Annotated in this window: 18 protein-coding genes; 16 read left to right on the plus strand and 2 right to left on the minus strand. The window is 64.1% G+C overall.

Annotated elements, in window-relative coordinates; all coding sequences use genetic code 11:
* The 13 genes from ACZY0X_RS30655 to ACZY0X_RS30715 all read left to right on the plus strand — a co-directional run bounded on the left by ACZY0X_RS30655 (position 1) and on the right by ACZY0X_RS30715 (position 11,699).
* Positions 1-1,473: an MCE family protein gene (locus ACZY0X_RS30655; protein WP_463775780.1), complete on the plus strand. Its 1,473-nt coding sequence runs from the start codon at positions 1-3 to the stop codon at positions 1,471-1,473.
* On the plus strand, positions 1,437-2,048 hold the full coding sequence (locus tag ACZY0X_RS30660; protein WP_463775781.1) for a mammalian cell entry protein: 612 nt from the start codon (positions 1,437-1,439) through the stop codon (positions 2,046-2,048). Before ACZY0X_RS30655 ends, ACZY0X_RS30660 begins: the two co-directional genes overlap by 37 nt.
* Positions 2,045-2,584: a hypothetical protein gene (locus ACZY0X_RS30665; protein WP_463775783.1), complete on the plus strand. Its 540-nt coding sequence runs from the start codon at positions 2,045-2,047 to the stop codon at positions 2,582-2,584. The genes ACZY0X_RS30660 and ACZY0X_RS30665 overlap by 4 nt, the downstream gene beginning before the upstream one ends.
* A 13-nt stretch (positions 2,585-2,597) precedes the next feature.
* On the plus strand, positions 2,598-2,957 hold the full coding sequence (locus ACZY0X_RS30670; protein WP_463775784.1) for a DUF732 domain-containing protein: 360 nt from the start codon (positions 2,598-2,600) through the stop codon (positions 2,955-2,957).
* 39 nt (positions 2,958-2,996) lie between these two features.
* Positions 2,997-3,488 carry a CAP domain-containing protein gene (locus ACZY0X_RS30675; RefSeq protein ID WP_463775785.1) on the plus strand — a complete coding sequence of 164 codons (492 nt, stop codon included), beginning with the start codon at positions 2,997-2,999 and terminating at the stop codon, positions 3,486-3,488.
* Positions 3,489-3,568: 80 nt separating this feature from the next.
* The gene (locus tag ACZY0X_RS30680) at positions 3,569-3,763 is read left to right on the plus strand and encodes a ferredoxin (protein ID WP_463775787.1); all 195 of its coding nucleotides are present in this window, start codon (positions 3,569-3,571) and stop codon (positions 3,761-3,763) included.
* 52 nt (positions 3,764-3,815) lie between these two features.
* Complete coding sequence (locus ACZY0X_RS30685) at positions 3,816-4,223, plus strand: nuclear transport factor 2 family protein (protein WP_463775788.1); 408 nt, start codon at positions 3,816-3,818, stop codon at positions 4,221-4,223.
* Positions 4,224-4,449: 226 nt separating this feature from the next.
* Positions 4,450-5,901, plus strand: a complete 1,452-nt coding sequence (locus ACZY0X_RS30690; protein WP_463775790.1) for an aldehyde dehydrogenase — start codon at positions 4,450-4,452, stop codon at positions 5,899-5,901.
* A gap of 71 nt (positions 5,902-5,972) precedes the next feature.
* Positions 5,973-6,860, plus strand: coding sequence for a response regulator transcription factor (locus ACZY0X_RS30695; RefSeq protein WP_463775791.1), 888 nt, complete (start codon positions 5,973-5,975; stop codon positions 6,858-6,860).
* Positions 6,861-7,266: 406 nt separating this feature from the next.
* The gene (locus ACZY0X_RS30700; RefSeq protein WP_463775792.1) at positions 7,267-7,941 is read left to right on the plus strand and encodes a TetR/AcrR family transcriptional regulator; all 675 of its coding nucleotides are present in this window, start codon (positions 7,267-7,269) and stop codon (positions 7,939-7,941) included.
* 206 nt (positions 7,942-8,147) lie between these two features.
* Positions 8,148-9,365: an acetyl-CoA C-acetyltransferase gene (locus tag ACZY0X_RS30705; RefSeq protein ID WP_463775746.1), complete on the plus strand. Its 1,218-nt coding sequence runs from the start codon at positions 8,148-8,150 to the stop codon at positions 9,363-9,365.
* 70 nt (positions 9,366-9,435) lie between these two features.
* Positions 9,436-10,614 carry an acyl-CoA dehydrogenase family protein gene (locus ACZY0X_RS30710; protein WP_463775794.1) on the plus strand — a complete coding sequence of 393 codons (1,179 nt, stop codon included), beginning with the start codon at positions 9,436-9,438 and terminating at the stop codon, positions 10,612-10,614.
* On the plus strand, positions 10,611-11,699 hold the full coding sequence (locus tag ACZY0X_RS30715; protein WP_463775795.1) for an acyl-CoA dehydrogenase family protein: 1,089 nt from the start codon (positions 10,611-10,613) through the stop codon (positions 11,697-11,699). The genes ACZY0X_RS30710 and ACZY0X_RS30715 overlap by 4 nt, the downstream gene beginning before the upstream one ends.
* A 137-nt stretch (positions 11,700-11,836) precedes the next feature.
* On the opposite strand, the gene ACZY0X_RS30720 is transcribed toward ACZY0X_RS30715, so the two are convergent.
* Complete coding sequence (locus ACZY0X_RS30720; RefSeq protein ID WP_463775796.1) at positions 11,837-12,934, minus strand: phosphotransferase family protein; 1,098 nt, start codon at positions 12,932-12,934, stop codon at positions 11,837-11,839.
* Entirely contained in the window at positions 12,927-14,177 is a 1,251-nt protein-coding gene (locus ACZY0X_RS30725) for an acyl-CoA dehydrogenase family protein (RefSeq protein WP_463775798.1), read from the minus strand. Before ACZY0X_RS30725 ends, ACZY0X_RS30720 begins: the two co-directional genes overlap by 8 nt.
* A gap of 40 nt (positions 14,178-14,217) precedes the next feature.
* On the opposite strand from ACZY0X_RS30725, the gene ACZY0X_RS30730 reads away from it, so the two are divergent.
* From ACZY0X_RS30730 to ACZY0X_RS30740, 3 genes are all read left to right on the plus strand, one after another.
* On the plus strand, positions 14,218-14,844 hold the full coding sequence (locus ACZY0X_RS30730) for a TetR/AcrR family transcriptional regulator (protein WP_463775800.1): 627 nt from the start codon (positions 14,218-14,220) through the stop codon (positions 14,842-14,844).
* A 279-nt stretch (positions 14,845-15,123) separates the two neighbouring features.
* Positions 15,124-16,290 carry an acyl-CoA dehydrogenase gene (locus ACZY0X_RS30735; protein WP_463775801.1) on the plus strand — a complete coding sequence of 389 codons (1,167 nt, stop codon included), beginning with the start codon at positions 15,124-15,126 and terminating at the stop codon, positions 16,288-16,290.
* 28 nt (positions 16,291-16,318) lie between these two features.
* Positions 16,319-16,446 (plus strand): hypothetical protein (locus ACZY0X_RS30740; protein ID WP_463775802.1); only part of this gene is annotated, 128 nt, incomplete at its 3' end.

Here is a 16,446-nt window from a genome sequence, read left to right on the forward strand (position 1 = left end):
ATGCATCTGACTAGACGGATCAAGATCCAGTTGGCGATATTCGCCTCCATATCGCTGATAGCCGGGGCAATCATGATCCTGGGTTACATCAAGGCGCCCACGCTGGTCTTCGGGATCGGCCGCTACAGCGTGACCGTCGAACTCCCTCGTGCCGGCGGCCTCTACCCGGCCGGCAACGTCACATACCGCGGCACCGAGGTTGGCCGTATCCAGAGCGTGGATATCGTGGACGGCCGAGTCCAGGCCGTTCTGTCGCTGAAATCCGACATCGAGATTCCCTCCGATCTCGACGCGCAGGTGCACAGCCAGTCCGCCATCGGGGAGCAGTACATAGCGCTCCTGCCACGCAACGGAACATCGCGACCACTCCGGGACGGTGACGTCATCCCCGAGAGCCGAACCAGCGTCCCCCCGGACATCAACGGACTACTCGACGCCACCAACCGGGGGCTGCAGGCAATCCCTCGGGATGATCTCAGGACAGCGATCGACGAAAGCTACACGGCGTTCGGGGGATTGGGCCCAGACATCGCCCGACTCGTCAAGGGCACGACGGCACTGGCCATCGACTCGCGGGCGAACCTGGACTCCATCACGTCGGCGATCGACAACGTCGCGCCCGTGCTGGATTCCCAGACCCAGACCTCGGACTCGATCAGATCCTGGGCCGCGCACCTGGCCACCATCAGCGGCTCGCTGAAAGACCACGACGCGGATCTCTCCGGATTTCTGCCAACTGGGGCGGCAGCAGCCGATGAGGCGCGTCAACTCATCGATCGGTTGCAGCCGACCGTGCCGGTGCTCCTCGCGAACCTGGTCAGTCTTGGCAGCGTCGCGGTGGCCTACCAACCCGCGATCGAACAGCTCTTGGTGCTGGTGCCGCACGGGATCGCCAGTATGTCAGGCACTGCCGTCATGACGCAGAACGTCAAGACGCCCTACAAGGCCACGCTGATGGACTTCAACCTCAACTTGAATGCGCCGCCACCGTGTACGACGGGCTTCCTACCGGCAACGCAGACCCGTCCGCCGAGCTTCGAGGATGCTCCCGACACCGTGCCCGGGGCCATCTACTGCCGCATACCGCAGGAGTCTCGATTCACCGCGGTGCGCGGTGCACGCAATTACCCCTGCTTGACGAGGCCCGGCAAGCGAGCCCCCACGGTCAAGTTGTGTGAAAGCGACGAGCAGTACGTACCGCTCAACGACGGGTTCAACTGGAAAGGCGACCCAAACGCCACGCTGTCTGGCCAGGACATTCCGCAGTTGCCCCCGGGAGCTCCGCCCGCGCCACCAGCAGCTGAGACGCCCCCGCCGGCGGCAGCGCCACCGATCGCCACGGCCTTCTACGACCCGGCCACTGGCTCTTACGTCGGCCCTGATGGGCGGACGTATACCCAGGCCGACCTTGCCCAGAACGCTCCGAAGGACAAGACATGGCAGACAATGCTGACTCCTCCGCCCGGAAACTGAATGGGCCCGGCGACAGCGATGCCGGTCCATCTGAGGACCACCCCGACCCGGTGGGCGAGATGACCGAGGCGGCGACTACACCTGCGCGCCTGGCGACGGCCACGCGCCTCGCCGTCGCGGTGGGGCTCATCGCGATCGCGGTCTTGGGTGGCCTCACCGCGTGGCTGACTACCGAGGCCTATCGGTCGAATCAGCACGCGGCGCAGCGCGCACTCTTCCTCAGCGCAGGCCGCCAAGGTGCCCTCAACCTCACCACCATCAAGGGCACCGACGCCGAGGCCGCCGTGCAACGGATCCTGAACTCGTCGACTGGGGCATTTCACGACGACTTTCAAAAGAATGCGGGCCCGTTCGTCGATGTGCTCGAGCAGACCCAATCCTCCTCGGAGGGAACGATTACCGAGGCTGGGGTGGAGTCGTTCACCGAAGGTCAGGCCGAGGTTCTCGTCGCCGTCTCGATCAAGACGGTGACGCCGGGATCGCCAGACGATCCGCCGCGTCTGTGGCGAATGCGGCTCAGTGTTCAAAAGGTGGACGATGGCGCCAAGGTGTCCAACGTCCAGTTCGTGCCGTGAGCGCATTCGATGCCGGCACCGCCACCGGCGAGGCAACCACCAGCGGGCGCCAGATTCGGTGGTCGCGGATCTTTGCCTTCGGTCTCCTACCCGGATTGGCGCTGCTCCTCACACTGGGGGCGGGGTTCCTGAAGTGGCACGACGCCTCGGCCCGGGATTCTCAGACCGCGGGGATCGAGTCGGTGCAGGCGGCCAAGGATGGCGTTGTCGCGCTGCTGTCGTACCAGCCGGACACCGTCGAGGCTGACCTCGACGCCGCGCGGAATCTGCTGACCGGTGACTTCAAGAACACGTACACACAGCTGACGACCGATGTGGTGATACCCGGCGCGAAGCAGCAGTCGATCGCGGCGGTAGCCACGGTTCCCGCCGCGGCCGTCGTATCAGCGACAGCCGATCACGCCGTTGCCCTGATGTTCGTCAACCAGAGCGTCATCGTCGGTGCAGGTGCCCCCACCGACACCGCCTCCAGCGTCAAGGTGACGTTGGAGAAGGTCGGCGGACGCTGGCTGATCTCGGATCTGACCCCGGTGTGAGGCAGGGACAATCATGGTGAAATCGCGCCCCATCAAGATGCTCCTGACGCTCCAGGTCGTGGGCTTGACCGCCGCCGCCCTGGTCGGGCCCCCACATGCACGCGCAGATGCTGTCGCGTACCTGATCAATGTGACGGTCCGTCCCGGATACAACTTCGCCAATGCCGACGATGCACTGGCCTACGGGCGCGGGATCTGCGACAAGATCGCTGCCGGCCAGCCGTACGCCGACGTGATGGACAGCGTCAAAGCCGACTTCGCCAACCCCGACGAATTTCAAGCCTCCTACCTGGTCGGCCAGGCGGTCAACGAGCTGTGCCCTCCGCTGATCTGGCAGCTGAGGAACTCGGCCGCAGAGAACCGCTCACCCTAACTCCCCGTTCTAGGGGGCCCGAACACATAGGAGGTACATGTGCCGAACTCACGAACCATAGCGTCGGTGTGTGTTCTGCTCTGCGCTGCCGCCGGGCTGAGTGCACCGACGGCCGGTGCGGACAACAGCCGCTTCAACAGCAGTGTCGTGTCGGGCATCTACACCGTTCAGCGTCAGGCGGGCTGCACCAATGACGTCAGGACGAGCCCCGTACTGCGGCTAGTCGCCCAGCGGCACACCCTCGACGTGCTGACAAACCGGGATCTCAACGGTGACATAGGATCCGACGGCTCCACCCCCCAAGACCGCGCCAACGGCGCCGGGTACCGCGGCACAGTGGCTGAAACCGTGGCCATCAATCCCGCGCTGGCGATGAGTGGTATCGAACTGATCAACCGGTGGTACCACGACCCCGCCGTATTCGCCATCATGTCGGACTGCGCCAACACTGATATCGGCGTCTGGTCGGAGAACAGCCTCGACCGCACCGTCGTAGTGGCCGTGTACGGAAAGCCGCAACAACACCCATGAGTGCCAAATGTTGTTGCAACCAGGTCGCATTCGCGATTGACAGCCAACCTCCCCAGGGAGAGTAGAGGAGTAAGCGTCACATGAAGATTCGCCTTGACCGCAGCAGCTGCCAGGCTCATGGTGTGTGCCACGGAGTCGACCCGGACCTCTTCCCGATTGACGACGAGGGATTCTCGACCGTGGAGGTACGCACCGTTGATCCGGGTGACGAACAGGTAACGCGTGGTGCCGTTGCCGCGTGTCCTGAACAGGCTCTCATCATTGCCGCCGGCTAGACGTTAGCCACCAAACCATGCGTACGACAACACATCCTTAAGGGGCAGACCCATGTCGGAGAACGACAATCGCGAATTCGTCCAGAACTTCTACGCCGCAGCTGCGGCGGGGGACGTCGAGGCGATGACCGCGGCAATGGACGACGATATTGTTGTCTACCAAGCGGAATCGCTACCATATGGCGGGGAGCATCGAGGTCCGGAGGCCAGTCTGCGATTGGTGGAGACGATCTCCCGTTACGTCGACTTCACCACTCTTGAAATGCGTCACTTCCTTGTGGACGGTGACCTGGTCATGGCCCTGGGGAGCATGGTGTGGCGGGGCATTGACGGCGATCAGGAGATCGAGATGCCCTTCGGTGAGCTGTGGGAGATCCGCGGTGGCCGCTTCGTCTCGGCACGGCCATTCTACTTCGACACCGCAGCCATGGTTGCCGCCAAGAGTGGTGAGAGTTTGTGAACCGCACAGATTTTGATGTCGAATGGTCACCACAACACATCGTCAATAGAGCTATTGACGATGCGTTGTGGTGACGGTAACGTCTGGGCATGACCGTCGAGTCCGCAATGCGCACGGGTGATTTGGTGCCAGAGCCCGACGATCCCGAGATGCACTGCGGGGGAGACCGCGCGCTCGGTCGCCCCATCCCAGGCCAACCCATACCAACGGGGCAGAGGAGCGTTCGATGACGTCAGGACTGAGCAGACGGACGGTACCCAGCTTCGCGCAGTTGTATCTGGGCGGGGAGTGGGTCGAACCGGCGGGCGATGAGCACATCGAGGTGATCTGCCCCAGTACGGAGGAGGTCATCTCGCGCGTCCCGAACCCGACTGTGGAGGACGTCGATCGAGCCGTTGTGGCGGCGCGGCGGGCTTTTGAGGGACCTTGGCGCAAGACCAGCCCCGAGGAGCGGGGCCAACTTCTGAACCGGATCGCCGACGAGGTGGAAAAGCGGATACAGGATTTCGCCCCCGTGTTCGCCGCCGAGATCGGTGCCCCAATGGCACTCGCCGAGGCGCTCCACTCTATGGCCGCCGCGACGTTCCGGCGAAGCGCCGCACTACACGAGCAGGTGTCGCTCGTCGAGGATCGTGTCGACGGCGACGCCAACGTGAGCATCGTCCGCGAGCCGGTGGGTGTCGTGGGTGCGATCATCCCGTGGAACGCGCCGGTTGGCGGCGCCGCGCTGAAGCTGGGCTCCGCCTTGGCGGCTGGGTGCACCGTGGTGCTGAAGCCCGCCCCCGAGGGCCCGCTCACTAGCTACATGTTGGCCGAATGTCTGCAGGCGGCAGGGATACCCGAGGGCGTCGTTAGCATTCTGCCGGCCGGGCGTGAGATCGGTGAGCACCTTGTTCGGCATCCCGACGTGGACAAGGTGGCCTTCACGGGGAGCACCGACGCCGGGAAGCGGGTCGCGAGCATCTGCGGCGAACGCATTGCTCGGGTCTCCCTGGAACTTGGTGGCAAGTCGGCCGCGATCGTCGCCGAGGACGCCGAGGTCGCCGATGTACTGCCGACCCTGCTGGCGGGGGGAATCGGCCACTCCGGGCAGATATGCGCCGCCCTCACTAGGGTGCTGATCCCGCATTCACGCACAGCCGAATTCGCTGAGGCCATGGCCGCCGCGATGAGCGGGATGGTCGTCGGTGATCCGTTCGACCCGGCCACGGTGCTCGGGCCGTTGGCGATGGAGCGTCAGCGTGATCGCGTGGAGCGCTACATCGAGATCGGCTGGCAGGAGGGCGCCAAGGTCGCCTATGGCGGCGGTCGGCCGTCGAATCTCGACAAGGGGTTCTACATCGAGCCGACCCTTTTCACCGATGTCCACAACAGCATGCGGATAGCCCGCGAGGAGATCTTCGGCCCGGTCATCTCGCTGATCTCATACGACACCCTCGATGAGGCGATCGACATCGCCAACGATTCGCCTTATGGGCTATCAGGTTCGGTGTACACCAACGACCCGCAGGTCGCCAAGCGTGTTGTCGGTGAAGTGCGCACCGGCCAGATCTTCGTGAACAGCCACACGGTATGCGCATCACAGCCCTTCGGCGGCTTCAAGCAGTCGGGTCACGGACGTGAGGGTGGTCCCGAGGGGATCGCCGCATATCTCGAAACCAAGATGATCCAGTGGTGACGAGATGTGCGGGAGGGCAGGAATCTGCGCGGCGTCATCATCTACGACGACTGATCCGCGGATGAGTCCCGTTGTGGCAGTCCGGGAGCCGTGACTCACAAGAGACGCCCATCAGGGCTTTCAGCTATTCGATCGATACTGGCGAAAGCGCCGGTCAGGAAGGTGTCTCCATGGTCACGGTAGCCAGCGACGCCGGTTTAATCGGCGACACCGGCAGCGGCAGAAGAGTGCAGTCGTTGCGTCCCGCCGATCGTGGGCAAGTCAATCCATGGGTCACTCAGGCCGCCAGCATGCACCAACAAACGGCGCAGAAGCAGCGTTCGCTGCGACCCGGCCACACCTCGCCGACCCTGGCGGCCCGCTGCCTGCCGCAGCGCGTGCTGGTGGTCGAAGAACATCCGCTACTCGGCGCTGGGCTGCGTGCAGTCCTGACCGACGAGCCATGGGTGGCATCGTGTCTCGTCGCGGCATCAGCGGAAACGGCCTGGCAGGTGGCGCAGCGGCGCCAACCACAACTGGTGCTCGTCAGCGCTTCGCTGGGGGGCCAGTCGGGATTCAATCTGTGCCGCGCGTTCAAGGAACGGATGCCGCACGTCAAGGTCGTGTTGACATCGGCAGAGGCGCCGGTATCGGCAGCCTTGGCGGAAAAGCACGGGGCGGTGGCGTCTCTGCCCAAGAAGATGCCATCGGCCGCGATCGTCGCCGCGGTCAAACGTGTCGCAGAGGGCGCCCAGGTGTTCCCGAAGGACGCGGCGTCCACCACGAAGAGGCTGTCAAAACGAGAACTCGACGTTCTGCAGCACGTCGCTTTGGGCCTCAGCAATCCCGAAGTGGCAGTGCGGCTGAACTTGTCACGATGGACGGTCAAACAACACGCTAGCTCGGTGTATCGCAAACTGGGAGTGCGAAACCGCGCCGAAGCCGCCAGTCGCGCCCAACAGTTGGGTCTCATCGCCTAGCTGATGCAAGCGTGAGTTGTTGGTGCAGATGATGCGCCTCGGCAGCACCGCGGCGTGGCTCGCGCACTCGGACGCCCCAACCCAGACCGACCCATCCCAACCGGGCAATGACCCACCCGAAACCCACCGGCCACTTAGACCGGGGGAAGTGGCCCCAGGCCGAGGTCATGGCGTACTCTCGCGACGGCTGAACAGGCTTGAAGTACGCCGTTCGATGGACTTCCTGGCCGTACTGCCGCGCAACCCGAGCAGTAAGACCGACAAGCTGAGCTGCGCAAACGATGCTGGCTCGGACGGATCGCCTCGGCTGGGGTCGTACAGACTGAGGAACCATCAATACAACGCCGACCACCATCTTGCGAGCCAGAACTGCGTTCCAGGCGCCGGACGATGAGAAAGTTGACTCATGAAGGAGTCGAAGGCCCGCGAGCCCAGCAAGATCGCGCAGCGCAGGGAGTTGGCACGCAAGGAACGCAACCCGGCGTGGCTGGAACAGCGCGCGCTGATTCTTGCGAAGGCCGCCGAGGTGTTCGCACTCAACGGCTTCAATGGCACGAGCATCACCGACATCGCCAACCATCTCGGCGTCAGCCAGTCCAACATCTATTACTACTTCGGGACGAAGCAGGAGATCTTCCTGGAACTGGTGCGCCGAGCGTCCGACTACAACGTCACTGGGGCCGAAGCGGTGGCCGCCAAGCCTGGTTCAGCGGTCGATCGACTAGCTGAGGTGATCGAGTTGCTGGCCTCGTCCTACGAGGAGCACTACCCATTTCTCAATCTGTACGTCCAGGAGGACGGCCGTTGGCTCAGTTCCGCGGGAACCGAGCTGCAGGAGTTCTTTGTGAAGAGTGCCGAACGCTTCGAGGCCGCTGTTCTGGCGATCGTCGACGACGGCATCCGAAAAGGGGACCTCAAGGCTGACCTGGACGCTCGGATGGTCACTTACACCGTCCTTGGCGCGGTCAACTGGATGCACCGTTGGTACCGCCCCGGCGGGGAGCTAAGCGGTGCGGAGGTCGGCCAAGCGATGAGCCGCATAGTTCTCAGCGGCATTGCTGATACAAGCGCGTCTCCGTAGGTCGCACCCGCCAGCGGGTTGAGCGCGGGCTGTCGCGCGCAAAGCAGTTTGCGCACACTGTCTTCCGCATAAGGCCAGTGGCATCCCCCACCTGGGGCATAGTTCGCCCGAAAAATTGGCGATTGGCGCATTGCCCAGGATCATCGACAGGTCGCGCTGAATCTGCTTGGCCTGCGCGCGTGTTCAGTAACTCTGAAGGAGCGTGGATGCCTGAAGCCGTGATTGTCTCGACTGCCCGGTCGCCGATCGGTAGGGCTGGCAAGGGATCGTTGAAGGATATGCGTCCGGATGATCTGACTGTCCAGATGGTGTTGGCGGCCTTGGCGAAGGTGCCGGAGTTGGATCCGAAGGCGATCGATGACCTGATGTTGGGCTGTGGCCAGCCCGCGGGTGAGGCGGGCTACAACCTCGGTAAAGCCGTTGCGGTACTTGCAGGTATGGACTATTTGCCCGGTGTGACCGTCAATCGCTACTGCTCGAGCAGTCTGCAGACCACCCGGATGGCCTTTCACGCGATCAAGGCGGGGGAGGGTGAGGTGTTCATCTCCGCGGGCGTGGAGACGGTGAGTCGCTTTCCCAGGGGTGCCGCCGATGGCATGCCCGATACCGAGAACCCACTCTTCGATGCCGCCAAGGCGCGGACTGTGACCTTCGCTGCCGGTGGGCAGAGCTGGGTCGACCCCCGGGCTGAGGGTTTGTTGCCCGATGTCTACATCGCCATGGGGCAGACCGCGGAGAACGTCGCGCAGTTCGCGGGTGTCACTCGTGGCGAGCAGGACTGCTTCGCCGTGCGCAGTCAGAACCGTGCCGAAGCCGCGATTGTCAGTGGTTTCTGGGAGCGCGACATCACGCCGGTGACGCTGGCTGATGGCACGGTGGTCAGCAGGGACGACGGGCCGCGCGCGGGGGTGACTGTGGAGGGGTTGTCTTCGCTGCAGCCGGTTTTTCGTCCCGATGGCACCGTCACCGCAGGTAACTGCTGTGCCCTCAACGATGGTGCGGCCGCGATCGTGATCATGTCCGACACCAGGGCCAAGCAGCTTGGCCTCACGCCGTTGGCGCGCATCGTCAGCACCGGGGTCTCGGGTCTGTCCCCGGAGATCATGGGGTTGGGACCGGTCGAGGCGTCCCGTCAAGCGCTGGCTCGCGCGGGTATGACGATCGACGATATCGATCTGGTGGAGATCAATGAGGCCTTTGCCGCGCAGGTGGTTCCGTCCGCGCGTGAACTGGGCCTGGACTTCGAGCGGCTCAACGTCAACGGTGGCGCGATTGCGGTGGGCCACCCCTTCGGCATGAGTGGTGCCCGCATCACCAGCACGCTGATCAACTCGTTGCAGTGGCATGACAAGCAGTTCGGACTGGAGACGATGTGTGTCGGCGGCGGCCAGGGCATGGCCATGATCCTCGAACGCCTGTCGTGAGTGCGGGATTCGCCGGCTCGAAGCCCGCGGACCCCGGCACCGAGCATTCTGCAAGAAAGGTAAGTACACGATGACGTTGGACGAGGTACGGGGCCGGGTCGAGGAGTTTCTCGCGGCCCACGATCCTGCGAAAACCGAGCGGCGGGACTTCCTTCGGGCCCGTTTTGATGCTGGACTTGCCTGGGTGTTCTTCCCTCCGGATCATGGCGGGCTGGGGTTGCCGCACATCTGGCAGGCCGAGGTTGACGCCTTGTTCGAACAGGCTGGTGCGCCGGACAATAACCCGGAGTCGAATGCCATCGGACTGGGCATGGCGGCGCCGACGATCCTCGCCTTCGGCACCGAGGAACAAAAGGTGCGCTTCCTGAAGCCGTTGTGGACCGGCGAGGAGATCTGGTGCCAGTTGTTCAGCGAGCCCGGTGCCGGCTCCGATCTCGCTGGACTCGCCACCCGAGCGGTGCGCGACGGTGACGAGTGGGTGGTCAATGGCCAGAAGGTGTGGACCTCGGGTGCACACAACGCCCGGTTTGGCATTCTGGTCGCTCGCAGCAACCCCGACATCCCCAAACACCGCGGAATGACCTATTTCCTGTGCGATATGACCGTCCCGGGCATCGACGTGCGCCCACTGCGGCAGATCACCGGCGAGGCGGAGTTCAACGAGGTCTTCCTCACCGATGTGCGGATCCCGGACAGTCACCGGCTCGGTGATGAGGGCCAAGGCTGGGCCGTGGCTACCGCCACGCTCAACAATGAGCGGGTGTCCATCGTCGGTAGCGGTGCACCTCGAGAAGACGGGCTGATCGGTGTCGTCGCCAACACGTGGCGCAGTCACCCACTGCAGCGGACGCCAGAGCTGCACGACCGGCTGCTGCGGTTGTGGGTGGAGGCCGAGGTCTCTCGCTTCGCCGGAGCGCGGATGCGGCAGAAGCTCGCGCAGGGTCAGCCCGGTCCCGAGGACTCGGCGATGAAGCTGACGTTCGCTTCATTGAACCAGCGGTTGTCGGGGCTGGAACTGGAGCTGCTCGGCGAGGAGGGCTTGCACTACTCGGACTGGACGGAAGTGCGGCCCTCTCGGGTCGATTTCAACGGCCGCGACGCGGGCTACCGCTACCTGCGCGCCAAGGGCAACTCCATCGAGGGCGGCACCTCAGAGATCCTGCGCAACATCATCGCCGAGCGGGTGTTGGGTCTGCCCAGCGAACCCCGTGTCGACAAGGACATTCCATGGAAGGAAATGGCCAAGTGAGTGAACTCGATCTGCTCTACACCGAAGTCGAAGACGAGCTGCGTGCCAGCGTGCGCAGCCTGCTCAGCGCCCGGTGCGACCCGGTGGCTGTCACCAGGTTGTACGACGGAGATCGGTCGGTAATCGACGGGCTGTGGAAGACACTGTCGGTCGAGATCGGGCTGGCCGGGCTGCTGGTGCCCGAAGAGCACGGTGGTGAAGGGGCCTCCTTCCGCGAGGCCGCGGTGGTCTTGGAGGAGTTGGGCCGCGTCATCGCACCGGTCCCGTTCTTGACCAGCGCTGTCATCGCCACCACGCTGGTGCTGGACTCCGATACCAATCTGCTGGGCTCGCTAGTCTCCGGACAACAGACTGCTGCGCTGGCCGTAACCTGGTCGGCTGAGCCGAATTCCGTCATTCCGATGGTGCGTGTTGTTGATGGCCGGCTCAGTGGGACGATCACCAGTGTCGCCGGGGCGCTGGAGGCCGACCTCCTACTGATACCAGCCGCTACCCAGGACGGCATTGCGGTGTACGCCGTCGCTGCCTCCGAGGCGATGCTGACTCCGGTTGTCTCACTGGATATGACAAGGCAGCTCGCCAATGTCACGTTGGACGGGGCGACCGGCATGATGGTGAATGCCAACGCCGATGCCGCGATCCGGCGAGCGCTGGAAGTAGGGGCCGCTCTACTCGCATCCGAGCAGCTAGGTCTTGCGAGATGGTGCCTCGACACCACGGTCGGCTATCTCAAGGAACGACGGCAGTTCGGGCGGATTGTCGGCGGGTATCAAGCGCTCAAGCACCGGCTGGCAGACCTGTACACCGGTGTCGAGTCTGCCGCTGCCGCAGCGCGGTATGCCGCTGCTACCCTCGCGGCCGGTGACCCCGATGCCCCGGTGGCGGCTGCCATTGCCCAGGCGTTCTGCGGCGACCTCGCTGTCACCGCTGCCGAGGAGGCCGTGCAGTTGCACGGCGGTATCGGAATGACCTGGGAACATCCGGCGCACCTGTACCTCAAGCGGGCCAAGGCCGACCAGATCGCACTGGGCACCCCAGGCCGGCACCGGGCGCGGCTCGGTGAACTGGTGAATCTACCTCGGTGATGAGGATGGCGGCGATCGCTTGATGCGATCGCCGCCACAACGGTCAGCTTCGAACACGGGGCCGGGCGGACGACAGACAGAGATGTCACATCGTCCACCCGGCCCCGGTGTCGTTCCTGATCCGGCGTAACCGCCGATCACTGATAGCGGCGAATCATGCTGCGGCAGCGGCGTTCCATCTGGGCGGCGAGCACGCCGAACGATTGGAATGCGGGATTGGTGGTCTGCCCGTGGTAGTAGCGGTAGTAGATCTGTTGACCGATCGCCGCTGTCCGGAACAGTCCGAAGATCTCGTAGAAGCCCCACTCCCGGTCGGTGAGCCCAATGCCCATGCGGCGGCAGTAGTAGTCGACGACTTCCGATCTGGTCAGCATGCCCGCCACGTGAGTGGGTTGGCGGCGAAACTGGTGCATCTCCGGTTCGTCGTCGGCCTCTATCCAGTAGGCCAGCGCACCGCCGAGATCCATCAACGGGTGGCCGATCGTCGCCATTTCCCAGTCCAGCAGGCCGACCGGCGCATGCGGACGGTTCCGATCGAACACGACGTTGTCGAACCGAAAGTCGTTGTGGATCAGGCAGGAACGATCATCGGACGGCTGGTTGTCCTCCAGCCAAGTCATCACCGCTTCGAAGTCGCCGGCGTCGGGTGTCTTTGCCTGTCGGTAGCGTTTGGACCACCCCCGTAGCTGGCGGTTGACGTAGCCCTCACCCTTGAACAGCCAGTCCAGAGTTGCGGACGCAGGGTCGAGTTGATGCAGGTCGATCAGCACGTCGAGTGCGCCAGTGCACAAAGCCGTGACCTCGGTCGCCGACAGCGACATCCCCGCGGGGAACTCCTGGCGGGGAATGTGGCCGTCGATGCGTTCCATCACGTAGAACGGCGTGCCGATGACCTCGGTGTCCTCGCAGAGTCCTACGGTGCGCGGCACGTAGTCAAAGACTGGCCGAAGTGCGTGCTGGATGCGGTACTCCCTGGACATGTCGTGCGCGCCGGAGGACTTGTGCCCCCCTGGCGGGCGACGCAGAATCAGGTCCTTGTGTGGGAACCGCAGTAGATAGGTCAGATTCGAGGCGCCGCCGGAGAACTGCAGGACCTCGGGCCGCGCGGTGAGGCTGGGGTCGTGTCCGCGTAGCCAGCCGTGCAAGCGGTCGATGTCGAATGCGTCCTCGGCGCGCACAGAGGACACATCGGGCACCTCGTCGGCGTTCGCGGGAGCCTCCGGACGGCTAGGCATACTTGGCCAGCTCCAGTTTGCTGATCACTCCCAGGTGTACCTCATCGGGCCCATCGGCGAGGCGCAGCTGGCGAGCCAGCATCCACCCGACCGCGAGCGGGAAGTCGTCTGACAGCCCGCCGCCTCCGTGGATCTGTATCGCGAAGTCGATGACCTCCTGTACCGCCGTCGGCACGTGGGCCTTGATCTGACTCACTTCGCCGAGTGCGCCGGCAGATCCGACGGTGTCCAGCTTCCATGCGGCATTCAGCACGAGCAGGCGGGCGGTGTCGATGGCGATGCGAGCCTTGGCGATTCGCTCCCTGTTGCCGCCGAGTTCGATGATCGGCCGACCGAACGCGTGTCGGTCCCGGCCGCGGCGGCAGGCTAGCTCGAGGGCCATCTCGGCCAGCCCGATCAGCCGCATGCAGTGGTGAACTCGCCCCGGCCCGAGACGGCCCTGGGCAATCTCGAATGCGCGGCCGTGGCCGAGCAACACGTTGGATGCGGGGACCCGTACGTCGGTGAACGACACCTCGCCGTGGCCGAACGGCTCGTCGTAGAGTCCCATCGACGGCAGCATCCGCTCGACGGACACACCCGGAGTGCTGCGAGGCACCAGCACCATGGTGTGCCGGGACCGCCGCGGGGCCTCGGGATTCGACAAGCCCATGAAGATGAGCAGCTCGCAATCGGGATGTCCGATGCCGGTCGACCACCATTTGCGCCCATTGAGCACGATGTCGTCCCCGTCGGGATAGGCGGTGGCCGCCATGTTCGTGGCATCCGATGACGCAACGCCCGGTTCGGTCATGACGAACGCCGATCGGATGGAACCGGCTAGTAGCGGCTCGAGCCAACGCGCACGCTGCTCCTCTGTCCCGTAGCGCAGCAGCACCTCCATGTTCCCGGAATCGGGTGCGTTGCAGTTGAAGACGTGGGGCGCGATCTCCGAGCGCCCGGTCTCCTCAGCGATCGGCGCGTAGTCGACATTGGACAATCCTCGACCGCCGTCAGTGCCGAACCGCGCGGCGTAGTCGCCAGCGTGCTCGGCCGGGAGGAAAAGGTTCCAGAGGCCGGCCGCCCGAGCCTTCGCTCGCAGTTCGTCGAGGATCGGTAGCGGCGTCCATGGGTCTCCGGCGCCGGCTCGCAGGGCGGCGACCTCGGCGCGGTAGCTCTCCTCGATCGGCGAAATCTCGTCGGAGATGAATGTGCGTACGCGCTCAAGGAGTTCGACGCCGCGAGGCGACGGTTGAGAGTTCATGCGCTTGACCATAAACCATCTATTGAGCAATGATCAACAGATGACAAGTCAGCGTGGCTCAGGTGCCCAGCCGCGACCTCCGCTGCGGCTCAAATTCGGCGATCGTCGAGATCAGTTGCTGGCCATCGGATTAGGCATGCTGATAAAGGAGCCGATACATCAGCTCTCGCTGGACGCTGTGGCGCGTAAGGCGAACATCTCTCGTAGCCTGCTGTTTCACTACTTCCCCACCAAGAGCGACTACTTCGACGCGGTTCTGGACGTCGCGACACAACGCGTGCTGGACAACACGGCGCCACCCGAGGACGCCGATCCGGACGCAGCGCTGCGCTACGTCGTCGGTGCGTTGTTCGAGACGATCGACAGACGCCGCGACTTCTACCTCGCATTCGTCTTCGGCCAGGGCGCGCTGACCCTGGGAGGTGACCGCGTCGCATCCCTGCGCACCGATCTTGGTGATCGCGTGCTGGTTGCCCTGGGCCTCAGCGATGACGTCGCTGCCTCGACCATCGTGCATGCGTGGATCGCCTACATCGAAGACCTCGCGTTGCAGTGGACCAGGGTCCCCGAAGCCGAGCGTGACGACACCTTCGCCAGGCGCGTTGATCATTGTGTCGCCGCGTTGCACAGCTTGATCGCCCTGCAACGGCTTGGGTCCGGCGGCTGATTCCGCCGCGCTGATCACTGAGTACACCAATATCCCTTGGCGTCAGTTCGTTTCGATGGATGGCGTCTGTGCAAGGTCACGTTGTTGAGTCTGCGGGGTTGGGGCGAGTGGCCGCGTTCAAAGATGAACTTGACGCCAACTTCAAATTGGATCAGCATAGACGCTTGAGGTGAGACTGCAGCACCAATTGAGCCGCCTCGAAACGCCGCCGATGGGGCTTGACTCGAAGTTCCCTCGCCGCCAGCACTACACGCCGAGCACTCCAGGAAGAGTGAGCACATGCCCTGCACGACATCTCAATCAGACTTCAGCCTGTATCAGCTCCCCGAGGAGCATGTTGAACTTCGTGCTGCAATCCGCGGCTTGGCGGAGAAGGAGATTGCTCCCTTTGCCGCCGACGTCGACGAGAACGCGCGGTTCCCAGAGGAGGCGCTCAAGGCGCTGAACACCTGGGGTTTCAACGCGGTGCACGTGCCTGAGTCCTACGGCGGTCAGGGTGCGGACTCGGTGGCGGCGTGCATCGTCATCGAAGAGGTGGCGCGGGTAGACGCGTCGGCGTCGCTGATCCCGGCGGTCAACAAGTTGGGCACGATGGGCCTGATACTGCGCGGATCTGAGGACCTGAAGAAGAAGGTGCTGCCCGATATCGTCGACGGGCAGCTGGCGTCGTACGCGCTGTCCGAGCGGGAGGCCGGAAGCGATGCGGCGGGTATGAGGACCCGGGCCAAGGCTGACGGGGATGACTGGATCCTCAACGGCGCCAAGGCCTGGATTACCAACGGCGGCAGGTCATCGTGGTACACGGTGATGGCGGTGACCGATCCCGACAAGGGTGCCAATGGGATCTCGGCCTTCGTGGTCCACCGCGACGATGAGGGGTTCACCGTCGGGTCGAAAGAGCGCAAGCTCGGGATCAAGGGATCTCCGACCACGGAGTTGTACTTCGAGAACTGCCGGGTCCCGGGGGACCGGATGATCGGTGATCCGGGCACCGGGTTCAAGATGGCGTTGGCGACGCTGGATCACACCCGTCCGACCATCGGGGCGCAAGCTGTCGGTATCGCCCAGGGCGCGTTGGATGCGGCGATCGAATACACGAAGGACCGTAAGCAGTTCGGGCAGTCGATCTCTGATTTCCAGGGTGTGCAGTTCATGCTCGCCGACATGGCGATGAAGGTCGAGGCCGCCCGCCTGATGGTGTACACCGCGGCCGCTGGTGCTGAGCGTGGCGAGGGCAATCTCGGGTTCATCTCGGCGGCCTCGAAGTGCTTTGCCTCTGACGTCGCGATGGAGGTCACCACCGACGCCGTGCAGCTGTTTGGCGGAGCCGGCTACACGTCCGATTTCCCTGTCGAGCGAATGATGCGGGATGCCAAGATCACTCAGATCTACGAGGGCACCAATCAGATCCAGCGTGTCGTCATGAGCCGTGCACTGCTCCGCTGATGACAACGAGACGAGAGGTTAGTTCGCCATGAACGACGTTCGCGATGGCGCCGTGCGCCGGGCAACCGGGACGACATCGGTGGGTGTGGTCGCCGAGTCGGGGCCTGATGAGCGTCGGGTGGCGTTGGTGCCCAAGGCGGTGTCATCCCTCGTGGG

The organism is Mycobacterium sp. IDUB_39, assembly GCF_055419205.1.